The sequence below is a fragment of the Glaciecola punicea ACAM 611 genome, from assembly GCF_000252165.1.
GTDB classification, from domain to species: domain Bacteria; phylum Pseudomonadota; class Gammaproteobacteria; order Enterobacterales; family Alteromonadaceae; genus Glaciecola; species Glaciecola punicea.
On record NZ_BAET01000004.1, the window covers coordinates 92007 to 111137 of the forward strand.

The window sequence follows — 19131 nt, forward strand, 5'->3', positions numbered from 1 at the left end:
AAACAAGGCTGAGATAGTCGCTCAACGACTATTTCAATCATCACAACACATTTAAGGAAAAAGTAATGTTAACAGCCAAAACCAGAGGCTTCACCTTAATAGAGCTAATGATAGTAATGGCCATAATAGGCATTTTTTCTGCCATTGCTTATCCTAGCTATCAAGGCATGGTTGTTAGCAGTGCACGCGGCGCTGCACAAGCTGACTTAATGGGTCTTGCCAGCGCCATGGAAAGACATAGTGCGTCTAACTTCAGTTATAAAGGCGCTGCAGTATCGAGCGGCGACACAGGTGTCCCTGCGATATTTGCGACTTATTCGCCTGCTTCTGAACCCGCTGACAACAAAAAATACACGCTTTCAATTTACAACGTAAGTACTAACGGCCAGTCCTATATGCTAAAGGCGACGCCGGTCGTGGGCTCTTTGGTAGCGGGCAACGGTGATCTATTCTTATATAATGATGGACGTAAAGGATGGGACGTAAACGCGGATGGAGCACTTGCTTTGAGCGAGTACTGTTGGCGTTGTTAGTATTGACCTAGCGCATTTTTGTTGGTCCTACCATTAATGACTCTTTTATCTCGCATCTGGGCATTAAAAATTTGCTACGCACAGACTAGCAAGGCCTCCTACAAATATCACTTAAAATTTATACTTTAGTCATAAAAAAACACAAGTGTCTAGCGTTATTTTCTAATTTTATTGATAATTAAGAAAAAGAACTGTATATATTATTTTGTGTCGCCAAATTATGAGCGCTCACAGTGGCTTTTTTACCCTAAAGTCATTTATAAAATAATTAATACATACTATTTACACACTCATAGGAAGAACCATGCAAAAGAAACTTTCATCTTTATGCACCAGCGTGCGTATCGGCATTGCAGCTTCAGCTGCCGCAGGTCTAATGCTCTCCATGCCCGTTCTAGCACAGCAGGCTCGAAACATTGACAACGTCGAAAAAATTGCCGTTGTCGGCAGCCGCGCAGCACCACGCTCAGTAGCAGACTCACCCGTACCTATCGATATTATTGGCGCAGATGAGTTGTCTAAGTCAGGTAACACTGACATGCTAAGTATTCTTAAGGGCTCGGTTCCTTCGTTTAATGTTCACGACATGCCCATCAGTGATGGTGCTACCTTAATACGCCCTGCGACTTTACGGGGTTTATCAGCAGACAGCACGCTGGTGTTACTCAACGGCAAACGTCGCCATCGCTCGTCGGTTATAACCTTCCTTGGCGGCGGCATAAACGACGGCGCTCAAGGCCCCGATATTAGCGTGATTCCAAGCATCGCACTTAAGCAAGTTGAAGTACTGCGCGACGGCGCCGCTGCACAATACGGCTCGGATGCTATTGCCGGTGTATTGAACTTTGTATTAAAAGATGACAACGATGGCGGCTCTCTTTCAGTACGCCAAGGCGAACATTACGAAGGTGATGGCGCTACTACGCAGGTGTCAGGTAACGTTGGTTTGCCGTTTACCGACAATGGTTTTGCTAATTTAAGCTTTCAGTATAAAAACTCCGATGCTACCAGCCGAAGTGTGCAGCGAGCTGATGCAACAGAGTTCGCCGCAGCGGGTTTAGAGCTTGCTAATCCTGCCCAAATTTGGGGTTCACCTGAAATAAATGACGACATCACTATTTTTGGTAACGTTGGTTTAGACCTAGGCAACGATAAAGAATTTTACATGTTTGGTAACTATTCTGAGCGTGACGTACGCGGTGGTTTCTACTACCGTAGCCCAACCACACGACCAGGTGTATATGGCGGAATTGTCAGAAATGTTGATGGCAGCCCCGCTTACCGTCCCGGTAATGACAATCCAACGGGACAAGCAGCATGGGATGCGGCCCCCGCAACTATTTTGGTCGGTTCACTTGACGGTTTGTCGCAGCAATTAAACTGCCCTGTGGTGGAACTTGGTGCAAACGGTCTACCTAACGAACTGGCCTTGGGTCAATTAACGGCTGCAAATTGTTTTGCACACAACCAAAATTTACCAGGCGGGTTTACCCCTAACTTTGGCGGAAACATCACCGATACTTCAATAACCATGGGGACTAAAGGCGAATTTAACGGTGGTTTTGTTGACGGTTGGTTATTTGATTTAAGCGGCGGTGTAGGTCGAAGTGAATCGCAGTTTTTGATTTTTGACACACTCAACTCTTCATTAGGCCCTGATACCCCCCGAGAGTTTGCACCAGGTAAGTACATCCAGCTAGAAAAAACCATTAACTATGATATGGCTAAGTTAGTCGATATTGGCTTAGATGATTTGGCAAACATTGCCGGTGGTTTGGAATGGCGAGAAGAAAGCTTTGAGGTTATTTCAGGCGACCAAGCATCCTTTGAGGTCGGTCCTCTGTTTAACCAAGGTTTCAGTATTGGCTCAAACGGTTTCCCTGGCTTTAAGCCTTCAGACCAAGGTGTATCAACAAGGCGCAGTTACGCCGTTTACGGCGACGCTGAAATACCTTTTAGTGAAGCATTGTTAATGGGCTTAGCCGTTCGCTATGAAGACTATGACACCTTTGGTTCAACGGCTAACTTTAAAGTAAGCGGTCAGTTCCACGCTAGCGACGACTTATCGTTTCGAGGCTCAGTGAGCACCGGCTTTAGAGCGCCTACCGTTGGTCAAGCTAACGTAAGTAACGTGCAAACTAACCTGAGCAGTGGCGTATTAGTTGACTCGGCACTGCTGCCGCCGACTAACCCAATCTCGGTTGAGTTAGGCGGTACAGAGCTTACACCAGAAGAGTCAGTAAGCTATACCTTGGGCGCAGTTTACAGTGCGGGTGATGTTTTCATTACGCTAGACTTTTACAATATTGACGTTGATGATCGTATTTCGCAGTCGAATAAAATCGATTTAACAGAACAAAACAAGGCTACCTTAAAAGCCGCCGGTGTTCCCAACTCAGACGGCCTTGCCCAAGTCAGCTTCTTTACCAACGACTTTGACACTACTACCCAAGGCTTAGACATAGTAGCAAACTATTCTACTGAGCTTATGGGCGGCAGTTCGAGATTTAGCGTAGCGTATAATTGGAATGAAACCGAGGTTACCCGTTTCTCTGAGATTACCGGTGCTTTCAAAGTAAAACGTTTAGAAGAAGATTTACCCAATCATCGCGCTACCGCCACGTGGTCGCAAAGTATGGATGACTTCTCATTCTTTACACGCGTGAATTACTTTGGCGAATACCAAGGTGTTCACGTCGACTTTGATGCCACGGCAATCACAGCATCTTCAGCAGTTACGGTAGATTTTGAAGCGAGTTACTTCGTGAATGATTCAATTACTTTAACGGCCGGCGCACAAAACATCTTCGACCAAGATGCTGAGCGTATTAATATTCCAGCGGCTCAAGGTATTCCCAATAATAACTGGGGTGGTGTGTTTTACGAAACCTCTCCATTTGGTATCAATGGCGGTTATTATTATGTTCAGGCAACGTATAACTTTTAAGTGTTAGCGTTTTGTAAAAAGTTGTATGAAATAAAAGACTAAAAGTGCATCGGCAACATCACCTTTGCACTTCACACATTAAGCCTTGTGGTGCGTTTAGTTTAGAACGCCGCCGCAGGGCTTTTTTATGTTATGAGCCAAGGATAAAGCCGCTCTTATATGAATGAACTAAACTTGCCCAAAGAAGCGCAACACGCGCTTGAAAAAGCGCAGCACTGCGTGGAAAAAAAAGACTATGGCCAAGCGCATAAAATATTAAGGTCGCTGCTTCAGGTCTATCCTCATAATGGCCAGATTCACTTGGTCTTAGGTGAACTTTATAGCATTGTAGAAGAGTTTGATCGGGCTATTTCTCACCTGTCTCAGGCTTGCCAAAGAATGCCGCAGGATTACAGGCCCATATTTAGCTTAATGGATACTTTTGAAGCCGTGAATGCGCATGCAGACGTAACTACCTTAAATAATTTTATGTTAGCGCAATTTAGGCAAAGTCCTGAAGTTTTATATAAAGCGGCCCTACACTGCAGTGAAACCGGCCAATTCACCAAAGCTAAAGAATATTGTAAACGCTGCATTGCGCTTTGTGAGTCGTCTTCAAAAATGGTGCAATTACTCGCCTATGCTTGGCTTTTAATGCTTAAGCTTGATGCCAGCATGCACTGCAGCAGCAGCGCAGATCAGCTTATAAAGTTATTAGAAAGCCAGCCTAAAAATTCACCTCAAGCGATGCTTTTACATTATGGAATTGGTGAAGTGTTTCATCATTTAGGCCAAACAGAAAAAGCTTTTATGCAATGGCAGCAAGCGAACAATATTCAGCGCATGCAGGCTAATTTTGATACCCAAGATCTTGCGACCTTTTTTGGTCAAATAAAAAGTGTTCATAGCCCGTTTACCCAACATAACAAACGCCTTGAACATAATAATAATGCGAATGTAGAAGGGCCAATCCTTATATTTATAATTGGCTTACCCAGAACGGGCTCAACACTTCTTGAAACGCTACTAAGTAAACATTCGGCCATAGAAAGTGTGGCAGAGACAACTATCATCAGCGAACAGCTTGCGCGCTATTTTACTCAGCATTTCAAGCAGCCATATCCACTCTTTATGAGCGCATTATTACAAGACTCTTGCGAAAACGATACGCTGCTTAAAAACGCACGGGCTATTTATAACAGTGCCATTAAAAAACGCCAGTTAACCGCCCCTTATATAATCGACAAATTGCCGGCAAATTTTCAGTCAATAGGGCTTATTAAACGCGTTTTCCCTGATGCCAAAATTATTCACTTAAGCCGTAATTTTGACGACGTCGCCTTGTCTATTTTCAGACATCATTTTGCCAGCAACGAACCCTATTTTTGTGATTTGTCGCAGTTAAATGTGTATCACGGTTTTTATCAAAGCCTAATGGCCTTTTGGCATAAAGCCTTTGGTAGCGAAATATACAGGCTGCATTATGAAGACCTAGTGCAGCAAGCTGAAACGCTAATAAGCCAAGTACTAAGCTACTGTGGCCTTGAATTTGAACAAGCTTGTATATATCAGCAAACGGCAGATCCTGCCCATACAGTGCAAGATCTGCATATTAAACCTATAAAAACTCTCAGCGCGGTTCAGGTTCGTGCACCCATATCAAACTTGTCAGTGGGAAATGCAAAGCCCTATAAAGCAATGATGAACGAGTGCTCAAAATGAAGTACAGACTAAATTTACTCTTTTAACCCGTTCATGAATACCGTCTTTATTGTGATCTATACTGAGTCTAATACGGCCCTGTAAACTCACATATAATGCTCTTGCCAGTGTATTATCATTAGACACAGGGCACAGCGTTAAACTGGCAGGCGAAGCGTTTTCACCGCTTTCGTAAAACTGTATCGGTGATTTCGGTCCTTTCATTTTGTGCTGCGAACGCAGGGCAGCGCGCGCCGCAAGCAGAGGCTCATCAGCATCGCGAAGGTTATTACTATTGCTATCAGCAAATACAATTAACGGCTGCGCCCAGTCTGTAGAACAGGTAGTGTGATCAAAAGCAGGGCACACTTTGCTTGTTTGATAATGACTTATGGCATAGGTCCTAGCATATCGAATGATCGCGTTGGTGTGATTTATATCGGCAGCAATTTTGTGCACATCGATAATTCTTTTAGCGCTTGGCGCAGCAATGCCTAATACTATGTAAAATAAAGCGATGCTAACGAGTAGTTCAAGCAGTGTGAAACCGCTGTCAAGATCTGTTTTTTTTACCACAAGCTGTTAATCCCATCTTATATAAAGTGTGAGATAAAAGCTTAACCGTATTTATTTAATTAAATACTGGTCTTTGTGATAGTAAACATAGAACAAAATATAAACTAAAAACGTTAGCTACAGCTAAGCTCGTTTCCATCAGTATCTTCAACAGCGCCAAGCCTTTTGCTTTGACTCGCATGTTGTCAAAGGCGACTTACCGTCACGCATTGTTAACGTTTTAACCACTCTTACACTAAAATTCACTTCACTACTCCTAATTAATACGCGTAAACTATATAATATGAAGAGCAATGGATGCGTATGCAGCTATACAATAGCATGTTAAAGTTTAGACTTTGTTGTAGTACTGGTCTGCAAATCCTGACTTACAAATTATCCACCGTATAGCATAAATATTGAACGGAGCCTACAGTGTTAAAACAGAATATTATTGATGAAATGAGAGTGCTTCCTAGCATAGACCCTAGTTTTGAGGTGAACCGCAGGGTTAATTTCATTAAACAGCAGCTACTCGATTCTGGTATGAAATCTTTAATACTGGGCATTAGCGGTGGTATAGACTCTTGCCTACTAGGCCGTTTAGCGCAATTAGCGGTTAATGCTTTAAATGAAGAAGTAGGCCAAGTAGCTGCGCAATATCGTTTTATTGCAGTAAGACTGCCTTATTCAAGCCAAGCTGATGAAGCCGACGCCCAAGCCAGTTTAGATTTTATAGCGCCAAGTCTTTCTGTAACGGCGAACGTAAAAGAGGGTGCCGACGCTATTCATAGTGCAGCGCGTGACGCACTGCAAGCCTCGTCGGCTTTTAACAATAACGATATTACTAGCGCGTTAGACGATTTCGTAAAGGGCAACGCTAAAGCGCGCACGCGTATGGCCATACAGTACGATATTGCAGGCTTAAGCAAAGGTTTAGTGCTAGGTACCGATCATTCAGCCGAGAATATTACGGGGTTTTATACGAAGTACGGCGATGGCGCCTGTGATTTAGCACCGCTGTTTGGCCTAAACAAACGTCAGGTGAGACAAATATCTGCATTTTTAGGCGCACCAGAGCACGTTATTACAAAAGCGCCAACCGCTGACTTAGAATCTTTGCAGCCGCAGTTAACTGACGAAGCGTCACTTGGGCTTACATATAATCAAATTGATGACTTTTTAGAAGGTAAAAGCCAAGACAAGAGCAGTGACGAGCGTTTAATAAACATCTATACTAAAACGCAGCATAAACGAATTCCTATTCCGACTATTTACGACAACGAGTAATATATAATGAAGAAGATAGAAGCGATAATTAAACCTTTCAAACTTGATGATGTAAGAGAGGCCCTTGCAGATGCTGGGGTGTCAGGTTTGACTATCACTGAGGTGAAAGGTTTCGGTCGCCAAAAAGGCCATCAGGAGCTGTATAGAGGGGCCGAATATCAGGTAGATTTTTTACCTAAGGTAAAAATTGAGGTGGTGGTTAATGACGATATTGTTGACTTGGTAGTAGAAAGTATTATTGAGGTGGCTAAAACAGGCAAAATTGGCGATGGCAAAATATTTGTGTCTGATGTGTTGCGTACTATCAGGATCCGCACCGGTGAAGAGGGCGCTGATGCGCTAGGATAAACTTAATAAATCAATAGCAAGGGGCGCTTAACAACTGCTTGGCAGATAAAAAGCAGCCCAAGTATTTTAAGCCTTAGTGATCGTGTCCACCGGCACCGTGCACGTGTCCATGCTCGAGTTCCTCGGCGCTGGCTTCTCGCACATCTTCAATGCTTACATCAAAGGTAAGTGTTAGGCTTGACAATGGATGATTACCGTCTACGGTAACGTGCTCGTCAGTCTTATCGATTATTATGACCGACTGCTCACCTTGGTCGGTAGTGGCGCGAAAGCTCATGCCCACTTCAATGTCCATACCTTCAAACATACTAGCAGGTACTGCCTGCACCAATGCGTCTTGACGGTGCCCGTAAGCTTGCTCAGGCTCAACAGTTATTTCAAACTTCTCGCTTTTTTGCTTGCCATATAAAGCGTCTTCTAAGCCCGCTATCATAAAGTTGGAGCCTTGAATAAATGCTAGTGGCTCAGTTGACTGAGATTCATCAATAATGTCTCCGTCCTGAGTTTTAACGGTATAGTGAAGCGTAACTACGTGATTGTCGGCTATTTGCATAAATATCCTTTTGGTTAAGTAAGATAAGTTAGTGCTAAGATATATAATATCAATACTATCTTGTTAATTCGTAAGGTAGTGGCGTCACGCTAAGTCTAACATCACTGTCTTTTAAGCGCACTACCGCGTTTGGGTCAGTGTCGTTGGGCATAACCGCGAGCAGCTTTACCGTTTTGCTATTGCCCGACTCGTCCACTGCATTAGGCCTGCTTACGGCGCGCACAATAACACCGCCGCGTCGCCAGCTCTCGCCTATTTGCAACTCTATGTTGTCGCCGGCGTTAATGCTTAGCTCACTTTCAAGCGTACCGCTTAATAAAAACGTAGCACGTTTGTTTTTGCCTAAAAATTTGGTTCTAGCCACTACTTCTTGGCCCATATAGCAGCCCTTGTCGAAATCGATGGCGTGTATGCTTTGAAAGTTTAGCATTTGAGGCACAAACTGGCTCATAGTGGCGGCTTGTATGTTCGCAATACCGGCTTCAATTTCTAGCATATTCCAACGTTCGCAGGGAACAAATGCGTCGGCGTCGCTAATATCTAGCAGCCTTTGCTTGCCTTTGTCGCTTAGGTAACACAAGTAGCGCAGGCTTGCGTCAGAAAAGCAAATAGCTTGGCCGAATTCATTGTTGGTAGTGCTCATATGTGTGCTACTTAGCGCTGGAAACAGCACCCTTAGGTGCTTAATGTTTTCATCGCCGGCAATGCCGATACAATGGAGCTCTTCGTTTATTTGAATGTCTACTTTTGAGAATACACCGTATTTCTTAAGCTGTTCTTGGCTAATTATTGCCGAGTCTTTATGCATGCTAAGGAAAAATGCGTCATTACACTGGCTTATGATAATAGCGGCAAACATTTTGCCTTTAAAGTCACAGTGGGCGGTTAATCGTGCGCTCCCGCCGTCAAACTTTTTGGTCGACACCGTTAATTGTCCATTTAAATAGTCGACGCGCTGTTCGCCCGATACTTTAACAATGTTTAGGTCATCTAGTGTTGCCATAAATGAATGAGTAGCCACGTTACACGCTCCTTAAAAAGGGTTAAAAATACAGATGCTATGCATGTTATCAGGTAGAACTATGGGTTACCTGTGCATTTTACAATAGTCGCACAAAGATTTACTTGCTAAAGCAACAATTATCCCAAGATCAGTATTTTGGAGCTTAGCTTAATGTTAAGCTAGCAACGTAAAACTTATTTAACAAAGGAAAGAGTTTTGAACGCGAAGGTATTTGAACCTAAACGATTAGCACGATTAAGATGGGCCTGCAGAAGAGGCATGTTAGAACTTGATGTTCTACTACTGCCTTTCGTAGATCAGGCGTTTGACACACTCACTTTTCAAGAGCAAGAAACGTTAGAGCGGTTATTAACCTGCGACGACCCAGATTTGTTCGCTTGGTTTATGGGACATCAACGTTGTTTCGATCCAGATCTGTCTGAAATGGTGAGTATAGTGCTAGACCGGGTTAAGATTAGAGCTGACTAAAGCCGTTTAAACACGTTTAATATAAGGCTTATATGTGTCAATAACGATTGCACTTGCGCCATCAAACCAATTTGTTGACCGTTGTAATGTCGCTTGCCTACTAATAGCGGTAGCGATAACCCTACTACTTGCGAAGTATACTCTTTCCACACTCAGCTATATTTTACTAATTAGCCTCACCGTTATGTGTATTTTCTTACTGAAAGGGCGTAGGCAAGATACTATCACTCATTTGATATTGCATGAAGGTGACGTTGGCGCTGGTGTGCATAGAATAAACGACGAATATGAGCTTTTAGCCGTGCTGTGTGAAGTACAATGCAGGCATAATCAGCTGGGTTGCTGGCTTGCATTTCAAAAAACGCCTAGTAATGAGTTGTCACTTTGGGCTAGGCAAAAAAAAATGCACTGGGTGTTTTTACCTAAATTCTTGCTTAGTCCTTCTCAATATAAAAGCATATGTCGTCACTTAATATGGCACGTGTCTTAACTGGCGCTTTGGCGCTTTTCAAAACAAAGTGCGTGAGAACACCATGGTTTTGACAAACACCGATTATGCTCCGATATGAAGAAGTTTTCATGAAGAGAGTACTTTACTCTATACTAACAATGAATATCACGGTTGATAACTTTCCTGATGGGGAAAGTTTCCATGTATGTAACTTGTGTGAAAGTATTGGGCCTAATGAATATGAATACTAAAACGCTACAGCTTTATATAAAAGCACTTAGCCACAAACCTAGCACGACGCTACAAAGCGAGCATTCATTACCGAATATGTGCTTGCCAACAGTAAGTTGTCAGCGCCAAGAGTCTATTAATGCAAAGCATTGCACCACTTACAATCAACTTACGAAGTGGCAGCCGGGCTTAGCTTCGCTAGTGCATCCCAATTATATTCAAACTTTATCATTGCCTTTGCAGTTAGAAATGATGGTGCATAAAGATTTTCCTTTTGCGCCCATGGGCATGGTGCATGTGGCCAATCAAATAAGCGTAAATAAGCTACCCAGTCAAGCTGATAAATTACATTTGCAGACTTATTTTGGCGGTGTTTTTTACCACAAAAAAGGCTGGTTGTTTGAGGTTGTCACCACCGCAAGCAGCGCGAACAACACAAACGATGATGCGCCTGATATAAAAGCCACGAGTTTTTACTTAGCTCGCACTAAGCATGCGGATGCAGCAGAGGCTGTAAAAAATCACGCCAAGCAAGCGCCGGACTGGATTTCAAGCGCAATTGCTGTGGGCGTTTCAGAAAAGCTTGAAGTGAATTTTGCGAGTAACATTGGCCGCCAATACGCGAAAGTGTCGGGCGATTATAACCCCATCCATTTACATAACATGAGCGCAAAATTCTTTGGCTTCAAAAAAGCCATTGCCCACGGCATGTTCTCAAAAGCGCTCACGGTCTCAAACATTGCCAATAAGCATCGCTTTTATCAAAGCCCATTTACAATAGACACTGTGTTTAAACATGCAATTGCGCTACCGGCAAACACTATACTCAATACTCGAGAGTGTGCCTCAAACACAATAAATTTTAACTTAAGCCCCAAGACAGGCACCAAAGAACACATATTTTTGCATGGCAATATTAGATTCTAGTTATTTTGGCTAATAATGTGATTTTTTGAGCTGAATAACATGCGTGAGCGGCTCACTGCACTTAGCTACAGCGACATATCCTTGTTAATAATAGTAGGGCCAGAGTTTTCCAACAGTTCAGGATAATCTAAGTTGTAATGCAGCCCGCGGCTTTCTTTACGCTTGATGGCACAAATGACAATAAGCTGGGCAACGCAGAGCAAATTCCTCAGCTCAAGCATGTTGTTACTTACTTTAAAGTTAGAGTAATACTCGTCCACTTCCTGCTTCAGCAAATTAATCCGTCGTGCGGCGCGTTCCAAGCGTTTGTTAGAGCGCACTATGCCAACGTAATCCCACATAAATAAGCGTAGCTCATGCCAGTTATGCTGAATAATAACCGCTTCATCTGAATCAATAACGCGGCTTTCATCCCAAAGTTCAATAATGGCGTTTGCGTTAGCCGACTGCTGCTTGCTGTGGCCTAATTGCCCGCTGGCAATTAGATGTCTAGCGCAGGCGTGTGCAAATACCACGCATTCAAGCAGCGAATTACTGGCCATGCGATTAGCGCCATGCAAACCTGTATAAGCCACTTCACCAATGGCATACACGTTGTTTAAATTAGTACGCGCATCAAGGTCGGTGACCACGCCTCCGCAGCTATAGTGCGCTGCTGGTACCACCGGGATAGGCTGGCGAGTTATATCTATGCCTAAAGAGCGGCATTTTTTATAGATGTTCGGAAAGTGCTTTATGATAAATTCGCTTGGTTTATGGCTAATATTTAAATACATGCAGTCTTCACCTAGACGCTTCATTTCGAAGTCGATGGCGCGGGCTACAATGTCGCGCGGGGCTAAATCGCCGCGTTCATCAAATTGCTGCATAAAGCGGGTGCCGTCGCCGTGACACAAATATGCGCCCTCACCGCGCAGGGCTTCGCTAATTAAAAAGTTACCCGCGTCGGGGTGATACAAACAGGTAGGGTGAAACTGATTAAATTCCATATTGCCGATATTACAGCCTGCTCGCCACGCCATAGCAATACCGTCGCCACTTGAAACGTCGGGGTTTGAGGTGTACTGGTATACTTTACTGCCGCCGCCGCTTGCTAGTGCGACAAAAGTGGCCCTTATTGACTCTACTTTTTCAGCGTTTCTGTTCCATACATATGCACCTACACAGTGATTGTCGCTTTTGCTTGTTTTAATCAGGTCTATGGCGTTGTAGCGCTCAAACAATTGAATGTTTGGGTGATTTTTTACGCGTTCAGACAAGGTGCTTTGAACGGCGGCGCCGGTGGCATCAGCAGCGTGTAATATTCGACGATGAGAATGGCCACCCTCGCGAGTGAGGTGAAACCTAGTGTCGCCGTTAGCATCTAACTCTTGGTCAAAGGGCACGCCTTCACCTATGAGCCACTGCATACTTTGTTTGGCGTTTTGCGCGGTGAATCTCACCACCTCCTCATCGCATATGCCGGCCCCAGCTTTTAAGGTGTCTTGAATATGGCTCTCAATAGAGTCGTTGTCGTCAAATACCGCTGCTATACCACCTTGAGCATAGCGAGTGCTGCCTTCATCAATATCGCTTTTACTTAACACAATTACATTGCAATGGTCGGCTATATTCAAAGCAAGACTAAGCCCAGCCGCGCCACTGCCAATAACTAAGAGGTCGCAGCTATGTTCTGCCTGTGCTTCTGGCAAGCTAGTGACTTTTGCCACAGATATTTCAGGCGAATCTGCTTCTAATATCGCGGTTTGTGCAGACATTGCAGGTTCGGATGTAGCCGTTGGGACTGCTGTAGGTGCTTGCATAGTTATTTTCAGAGATAGTAATGAAAGTACTCGATAATTACGTGAAACTTGTTTGGATAGTTCTAAATATTAGCAATAAAATACTAAGATAAAGCGTTTTTACGGATTAAATTTGATAAAGTTCGAACTTAAACCAAAAGTATGGGTCAATTATAGCACTTGCCAGCCGCCATTTCGGTAGTAGTGTAAAAGGAGATGTGGCTTTAATGAGCGAGCAAACAACCGACCAAGAGTTAGTTAAACAGGTACAAAGCGGAAATAAAAACGCGTTTAATTTACTTGTAGTTAGGCACCAAAATAAAGTAATGAACATTGTCTCGCGCTATGTCAAAAATTCAGGAGACGTAGCCGACGTTACTCAAGAAGCGTTTATAAAAGCTTACAGAGCATTGCCGAATTTTAGAGGCGAGAGTGCTTTTTACACTTGGCTTTATAGAATAGCGGTTAATAGCGCAAAAAACTATTTAACCTCGCAAAGCAGAAAGCCACCCGCGAGTGATGTAGACGCCCAAGAGGCTGATTTTTATGACGGTAGCGATGCCCTAAAAGAAAATGCGTCGCCCGAAAAAACCTTACTGTCAGAAGAGTTACAAACAAAACTTTTTGCGGCAATTGAAAGCTTACCAGACGATTTACGCGCGGCTATCACACTGCGTGAAATAGAAGGTTTAAGCTATGAAGAAATTGCCGCGGTGATGGAATGCCCGGTTGGCACGGTAAGATCTAGAATTTTTAGAGCTAGAGAAGCGATTGACAAGGTGATTCTGCCGTTAATTGAGAATTAATTTTTTATTTTGTTTACGTTTGTATATTCGTAATGGTTGATTTTTACTGAACGTTAAAATTTATAAAGCCTATATTTTCATTGGTTTAATAAACAAAAGAAAAGATTTGGTACAACAAAATGAACGAACCATCTATTTGCGACTCGAATGGATAGGTTGAGCTAGGATATTCAGTCAATGATACAAAAGCATGAAAATTTATCGGCCATGGTCGACGGTGAAGCAACGGACAGCGAAAGAAGCAAATTTGCTAAGTCCATTATGAATGATGCAGAACTGAGCGCAAAATGGCGAAGCTATCATTTAACACGCGATGTGTTGCGTAAAGACATGTCAAGCGACATTTCATTTGACATCAGCGACAAGATTGCCATAGCGTTACACGACGAACTAGCAATGATTGCGCCCAAGCCAGGCTGGCGGGAACTGCCGGTAGTGCAAGCCTTGTTGCCTATTGCTAGGCAAAGTGGCCAGTTAGCCATGGTGGCATGTGTAACGGCAATGGTAATTTTTGGCGTGCAAACTTACAATAAGCCTGAAATAACAGACCCTTTTAGAACTGCGCCTCCCATTATAGGTCCTCAAGGTGGTTTAGCACCTGTGAGCTTGCAAAGCGCCAGTATTTCTCAGCAAGATCGCATGGACCAGCTTATCCAGCAAAGACGGCAAATCAACGCGCTAATTCAAGATCACGTGCGCCAGCAAAGGCTGCGAAACATCTCCATTTCTGATGCAAGCGTGAAAGCTGCAGAGTCTAACGAAGAATCGATTAATGAAAACGGTGGTAGTGCAAAATAAGATGACGCTATTATATTTTAAAAAACAGCTGCCTGCGATTTTATTGTCGGCGGCTGTTTTCATGTTTATCATCACATTTGCTCTGTATCCTTTAGCGAGTGCGGCCCAAAGCAGCAATGAAGCTCAAACGCAATTTGAAACGCAAACAGAAACGCAAGCAGAAACCAAATCTGGACTTGAATCACTGGCTGAGATCAACCAAGAAAACACTTTCGATGTGATGTCAGCTGATGCATGGATGAATCGTTTGTCGAACACAATTAACCAAGTGTCGTTCGAAATTAGCTACGTAGTGTCAAGCCCAAGGCGTGAGACTATGCCTTACGTATGGCGACGAGCGCGCATGGAGAATGGCGATTCTGCTGAACAGCTTAGCTTGCTTAACGGCCCAGGCTTTGAACAAATTCGCATAAACAATAAAGTTAGCATTTTTGAGCCAGGCTTTACACCGCTTAGCATTAGGTCCGATTTTATAGACGGGCCTATTCCCAACGCCTTTTTAAACAACCCCGATTTATTAAAAGCGGGTTACGAGGTGTTACTCATGGGCCGTAATCGAGTCTCGGGCCGTATGGCCCAGCAAATAAGAGTGATTAGCAAAGACAAGTCGCGTTATCAATATAACTTATGGTTAGATGAGCAAACGGGGTTGTTACTAAAGCTAAACATGTACGACCTGCAAGGCGAGCTTTTAGAGCAAATGCAGGTTACCCAATTGTCTATTAATGACGATGTACAGCAATACTTTTATAATATTCAAGCCGAACAGTTACCGCCGGTCGCCAGCACACAAGCGACCGAGAATCAAGCGCTCCCATGGACGCTTGAATTTGTGCCCACAGGCATGCAAAAAGTCACCGAAAATTTACGCCGTATTTCATTAACAGGTCAGCCGGCAGAATATATGATGGTGAGTGACGGACTAGTTGACGTGTCCATTTACGTCATGAAAGCTAGCGACGCAAGTCAAGAAGATATAGCGCTAACTACCGATGTTACCTCTATTGTGTCAATCTCAGACGGAAGAATTCAAGTAACGGTGGTGGGAGAGATCCCCTTAGAAACAGCCAGCAAAATGGCCAGCTCAATTGTATTAAAAAGTGACCGTCCTTAAGCTTGTTTGCGTAATAAATGTATCGTATAGCTCACATAACTTATGCAGTCAGCACACAATCAGCACAATCAGCACAATCAGCACAACTAGGACAATCGTTAAATGATTGAAGAAATGGGAACGGTAGTCGCATTAGACGGCGATCATGTCTGGATTGAAACCCAAGTGAAAACCACTTGTGCGGGTTGCAAAGCCAGCGAAGCCTGCCCAACTAGCACCATCGCCAAAGCCTTCACCCCGAAAGCAAACCATGTACGCATTGAAGTACCGTGCCAGTTGGTAGTAGGCCAACAGGTTAAAATTGGCATAAGCGAGAGAGCACTGCTGCGCGCTTCTCTTATCGTGTATGTAGTGCCTTTGCTGCTGCTAATGCTCAGCGCGACTATTTTTATGACTGTTTTTCCGCAAGCACATGAGCTACTAGCGTTAGGGTTTGCCTGTACTGCTGCGCTAGGCGGTTTCTGGGGGGCGTCGGCATTTTCTAAACGCCCTAGCAATAAGCATCATTTTACGCCAATATTCTTAGGCGCAACGCTTTCTCCCGTCGTCACACATAAACATGAAATTCCCGTACATAAAATTTAGCAGTGAAGGGGTTTTGCATGTGAGTGCATGGCTGCTTTAGTCGCCCAGCCGGCTCACAGCATAAGCGCTGAGGCTGCTGCTGGGGGCTAGATTGTACATTCACATGCAAATTATATCAAAATACCGATATTGCGCTTGATTTGTCGCAATTAGTCTCGCAAAACGGTACTATCTGTGTCCTTTGTTATGCGCTGATGTTTCGTATAATTAAAGGTCGTTAAATGGTTAGTAAGCTATTCAAACAACACTTACTAACGCGTCAGCATTTCGTTAACTTTGTTCCGCTGCAAAGCTTCACCGCCCCGGGATATAGAACATAGTAGGTAACATTTTTTATATGCAACTCAAAAATATTCGTAACTTCAGTATTATCGCACATATTGATCACGGAAAATCGACACTGTCTGATCGTCTTATACAAGAATGTGGCGGCCTTACTATTCGCGAAATGAAAGGGCAGGTACTCGACTCGATGGACATTGAGCGCGAACGCGGCATTACCATAAAAGCGCAAAGCGTTACCTTGTTTTACAACGCCAAAGACGGCGAAAAATATCAGCTCAATTTTATTGACACCCCTGGTCACGTGGATTTTAGCTACGAAGTATCGCGCTCATTAGCCGCCTGCGAAGGTGCTTTATTGGTGGTTGACGCCGGGCAAGGCGTCGAAGCGCAAACGCTAGCTAACTGTTACACCGCGCTCGACCTGAATGTGGAAGTGGTGCCTATTTTAAATAAAATAGATTTGCCCCAAGCCGAACCCGATCGCGTCGCCGAAGAAATAGAAGATATAGTCGGTATAGACGCCATAGATGCTGTTCGATGCTCGGCAAAAACCGGCGAGGGCATTATTGACGTACTCGAAGTTATTATAAACAAAATACCGCCGCCGGTGGGCAATAAAGACGCACCGCTTGAGGCTCTCATTGTAGATTCGTGGTTTGACAATTACCAAGGCGTTGTATCACTTGTGCGTATTGTTAATGGCGAATTAAACGCTAAAGATAAAATTAAAATTATGTCGACCGGTGTTGTGCATCAGGCAGATAAAATTGGTGTGTTCACCCCTAAACAAACCGAAACGACTATATTAAGAACTGGTGAAGTTGGTTTCGTTATTGCCGGTATAAAAGAAATTAACGGAGCTCCCGTGGGCGACACCATCACCTTAGCCAGAAATCCGTGTGAAAAAGCACTGCCGGGTTTTAAAAAGATAAAGCCACAGGTATATGCCGGTTTATTCCCGGTAAGCTCCGACGACTATGAAGACTTTCGTGACGCGCTCGCTAAGCTAAGCTTAAACGATTCGTCGTTATTTTATGAGCCAGAAAGCTCAACAGCCTTAGGCTTTGGTTTTCGTATTGGCTTTTTAGGCATGTTGCATATGGAAATTATTCAGCAACGTTTGGAGCGTGAATACGATCTTGATCTGATTACTACCGCGCCAACGGTAGTGTATGAAGTAAAAACCACGCAGGGCGAGGTTTATAAAGTAGACAGCCCGTCAAAACTGCCCTCAGTTAACGACATAGAGGAAATTCGCGAACCCATCGTTACTGCCCATATACTAGTGCCGCAAGAATACTTAGGCAATGTTATTACCTTGTGCATAGAAAAACGTGGCATGCAAACCGCCATGGTCTATCACGGTAAACAGGTAGCGCTTACCTACGACTTACCCATGGCCGAAGTGGTGCTGGACTTTTTCGATAGGCTAAAGTCGACCAGCCGCGGCTTCGCATCACTTGACTACAACTTTACTCGCTTTCAAGAAGCCGATATGTGTCGTTTAGATATTTTAATTAACGGCGAGCGCGTGGACGCCTTAGCCATTATCACACACAAAAACAATGCCCCCTATCGCGGACGCTTGCTGGTTGAAAAACTACGCGAGCTTATTCCAAGGCAAATGTTTGATATTGCCATCCAGGCCGCTATTGGCAACCATATTATTGCGCGCAGTACTGTTAAACAGTTGCGTAAAAACGTAATCGCAAAATGTTACGGCGGTGATATTAGTCGTAAGAAGAAACTTTTACAGAAGCAAAAAGACGGCAAAAAGCGCATGAAGCAGGTGGGTAATGTAGAGCTGCCGCAAGATGCATTCTTAGCAATTCTTAAGGTAGATAATTAATGGCCACTTACTTCTCCATTCTTTTAGTTGGCGCCAGCCTTATAACCGGCCTGGTATGGCTGGTATACGCGCTAGCCTTCGCCCCCAAAAAAGTTGCCGTTGGCAATGCAGACATTGCTAATGCAGCAAGCGGAAGTGGCGACATGCCTGCGGTGGTTGATTTTTGCAAGCAGATGTTTCCCATATTTTTTGGCGTCATGATTTTTCGTTCTTTTATCTACGAACCTTTTCAAATACCGTCAGGTTCTATGTTTCCAACCTTGCTGGTGGGTGATTTTTTACTGGTTGAAAAGTTTGCATATAGCCTAAGGGACCCCGTAGCGCGCAAGGAAATTATTAAAACAGGTGAGGTAAAGCGCGGCGACGTCATCGTGTTTAAATATCCTCTAGATGAACGAATAGACTACATTAAGCGCGTAATCGGGCTGCCGGGGGAAACTGTTCACTATCGTGGTAAGCAGGTGTTTATTGAACCGGTGTGTGAAACAGGGCAGGTGTGCTCGCCGCAAGTGCCAGTATCATTAAGATCGCAGGGCTTGAGCAATGTGCAAGAGCACGGTGATGTCCTATCCATGTTTACCGAAACGATTGGCGATGTGAAGCATCAAATTTTACGAAACCCTAGGATTATGAGCCCCGCCAGTACACATATTATTCCACAAGATCACTATTTTGTGATGGGTGATAACCGCGACAACTCGGCTGACAGTCGTCGCTGGGGGTTTGTGCCGCAAGAGAACATTGTCGGCAAAGCCGTTTTCATATGGGTCAGTTTTGAGTTTGAACGCAGCGAAGATGACTTTTTACCTACGTTTGTGCCAACCGGTGTGCGCTTCAGCCGAATTGGCGGTATTAATTAACATGGATATGTTGAGTTTGTTAAGCCCAATTGGATAGGTGAAATAA

Annotated in this window: 18 protein-coding genes; 14 read left to right on the forward strand and 4 right to left on the reverse strand. The window is 44.0% G+C overall.

The annotated features are described in order from the left end of the window. The first annotated feature begins 65 nt into the window (after positions 1-65). The 3 genes from GPUN_RS01390 to GPUN_RS01400 all read left to right on the forward strand — a co-directional run bounded on the left by GPUN_RS01390 (position 66) and on the right by GPUN_RS01400 (position 5181). Positions 66-533 carry a type IV pilin protein gene (locus GPUN_RS01390; RefSeq protein ID WP_006002674.1) on the forward strand — a complete coding sequence of 156 codons (468 nt, stop codon included), beginning with the start codon at positions 66-68 and terminating at the stop codon, positions 531-533. Between the two features lie 304 nt (positions 534-837). Further along, a complete protein-coding gene (locus tag GPUN_RS01395; RefSeq protein WP_006002676.1) occupies positions 838-3480 on the forward strand; it encodes a TonB-dependent receptor plug domain-containing protein in 2643 nt (880 codons plus the stop codon). 159 nt (positions 3481-3639) lie between these two features. Beyond that, positions 3640-5181, forward strand: a complete 1542-nt coding sequence (locus GPUN_RS01400; RefSeq protein WP_006002678.1) for a tetratricopeptide repeat-containing sulfotransferase family protein — start codon at positions 3640-3642, stop codon at positions 5179-5181. Here the strand turns inward: GPUN_RS01400 and GPUN_RS01405 are convergent. Beyond that, a complete protein-coding gene (locus GPUN_RS01405) occupies positions 5173-5736 on the reverse strand; it encodes a GspH/FimT family pseudopilin (protein WP_006002679.1) in 564 nt (187 codons plus the stop codon). The two genes, GPUN_RS01400 and GPUN_RS01405, sit on opposite strands and share 9 nt — an antisense overlap. A 414-nt stretch (positions 5737-6150) precedes the next feature. On the opposite strand from GPUN_RS01405, the gene nadE reads away from it, so the two are divergent. Both nadE and GPUN_RS01415 read left to right on the forward strand, forming a co-directional pair. Then, complete coding sequence (gene nadE / locus GPUN_RS01410; RefSeq protein ID WP_006002681.1) at positions 6151-7005, forward strand: NAD(+) synthase; 855 nt, start codon at positions 6151-6153, stop codon at positions 7003-7005. A gap of 6 nt (positions 7006-7011) precedes the next feature. Continuing rightward, complete coding sequence (locus GPUN_RS01415; protein WP_006002682.1) at positions 7012-7353, forward strand: P-II family nitrogen regulator; 342 nt, start codon at positions 7012-7014, stop codon at positions 7351-7353. A 73-nt stretch (positions 7354-7426) separates the two neighbouring features. On the opposite strand, the gene GPUN_RS01420 is transcribed toward GPUN_RS01415, so the two are convergent. Both GPUN_RS01420 and ygfZ read right to left on the reverse strand, forming a co-directional pair. After that, the gene (locus GPUN_RS01420; RefSeq protein ID WP_006002684.1) at positions 7427-7906 is read right to left on the reverse strand and encodes an FKBP-type peptidyl-prolyl cis-trans isomerase; all 480 of its coding nucleotides are present in this window, start codon (positions 7904-7906) and stop codon (positions 7427-7429) included. Between the two features lie 55 nt (positions 7907-7961). Further along, positions 7962-8927, reverse strand: coding sequence for a tRNA-modifying protein YgfZ (gene ygfZ / locus GPUN_RS01425; RefSeq protein WP_006002686.1), 966 nt, complete (start codon positions 8925-8927; stop codon positions 7962-7964). 198 nt (positions 8928-9125) lie between these two features. Between ygfZ and GPUN_RS01430 the strand changes: the two genes are divergently transcribed. From GPUN_RS01430 to GPUN_RS13570, 3 genes are all read left to right on the forward strand, one after another. Continuing rightward, positions 9126-9398: an FAD assembly factor SdhE gene (locus GPUN_RS01430; protein ID WP_040519953.1), complete on the forward strand. Its 273-nt coding sequence runs from the start codon at positions 9126-9128 to the stop codon at positions 9396-9398. Positions 9399-9432: 34 nt separating this feature from the next. Beyond that, positions 9433-9888, forward strand: coding sequence for a hypothetical protein (locus GPUN_RS01435; protein WP_006002690.1), 456 nt, complete (start codon positions 9433-9435; stop codon positions 9886-9888). Between the two features lie 162 nt (positions 9889-10050). Further along, positions 10051-11007: a MaoC/PaaZ C-terminal domain-containing protein gene (locus tag GPUN_RS13570; protein ID WP_006002692.1), complete on the forward strand. Its 957-nt coding sequence runs from the start codon at positions 10051-10053 to the stop codon at positions 11005-11007. Between the two features lie 65 nt (positions 11008-11072). On the opposite strand, the gene nadB is transcribed toward GPUN_RS13570, so the two are convergent. Next, positions 11073-12809, reverse strand: a complete 1737-nt coding sequence (gene nadB / locus GPUN_RS01445) for an L-aspartate oxidase (protein ID WP_006002694.1) — start codon at positions 12807-12809, stop codon at positions 11073-11075. A gap of 206 nt (positions 12810-13015) precedes the next feature. Between nadB and rpoE the strand changes: the two genes are divergently transcribed. The 6 genes from rpoE to lepB all read left to right on the forward strand — a co-directional run bounded on the left by rpoE (position 13016) and on the right by lepB (position 19085). Next, the gene (gene rpoE, locus GPUN_RS01450) at positions 13016-13594 is read left to right on the forward strand and encodes an RNA polymerase sigma factor RpoE (protein WP_006002696.1); all 579 of its coding nucleotides are present in this window, start codon (positions 13016-13018) and stop codon (positions 13592-13594) included. Positions 13595-13771: 177 nt separating this feature from the next. Further along, complete coding sequence (locus GPUN_RS01455; RefSeq protein ID WP_006002699.1) at positions 13772-14392, forward strand: sigma-E factor negative regulatory protein; 621 nt, start codon at positions 13772-13774, stop codon at positions 14390-14392. Next, positions 14367-15506 (forward strand): MucB/RseB C-terminal domain-containing protein, encoded by a 1140-nt coding sequence (locus GPUN_RS01460; protein WP_006002701.1) that lies wholly within the window; start codon positions 14367-14369, stop codon positions 15504-15506. Before GPUN_RS01455 ends, GPUN_RS01460 begins: the two co-directional genes overlap by 26 nt. Before the next feature lie 102 nt (positions 15507-15608). Continuing rightward, positions 15609-16091, forward strand: coding sequence for a SoxR reducing system RseC family protein (locus tag GPUN_RS01465; RefSeq protein WP_006002703.1), 483 nt, complete (start codon positions 15609-15611; stop codon positions 16089-16091). Positions 16092-16428: 337 nt separating this feature from the next. After that, a complete protein-coding gene (gene lepA, locus GPUN_RS01470) occupies positions 16429-18225 on the forward strand; it encodes a translation elongation factor 4 (RefSeq protein ID WP_006002704.1) in 1797 nt (598 codons plus the stop codon). Beyond that, on the forward strand, positions 18225-19085 hold the full coding sequence (gene lepB / locus GPUN_RS01475; RefSeq protein WP_006002705.1) for a signal peptidase I: 861 nt from the start codon (positions 18225-18227) through the stop codon (positions 19083-19085). The genes lepA and lepB overlap by 1 nt, the downstream gene beginning before the upstream one ends. The last annotated feature ends 46 nt before the right edge of the window (positions 19086-19131 follow it).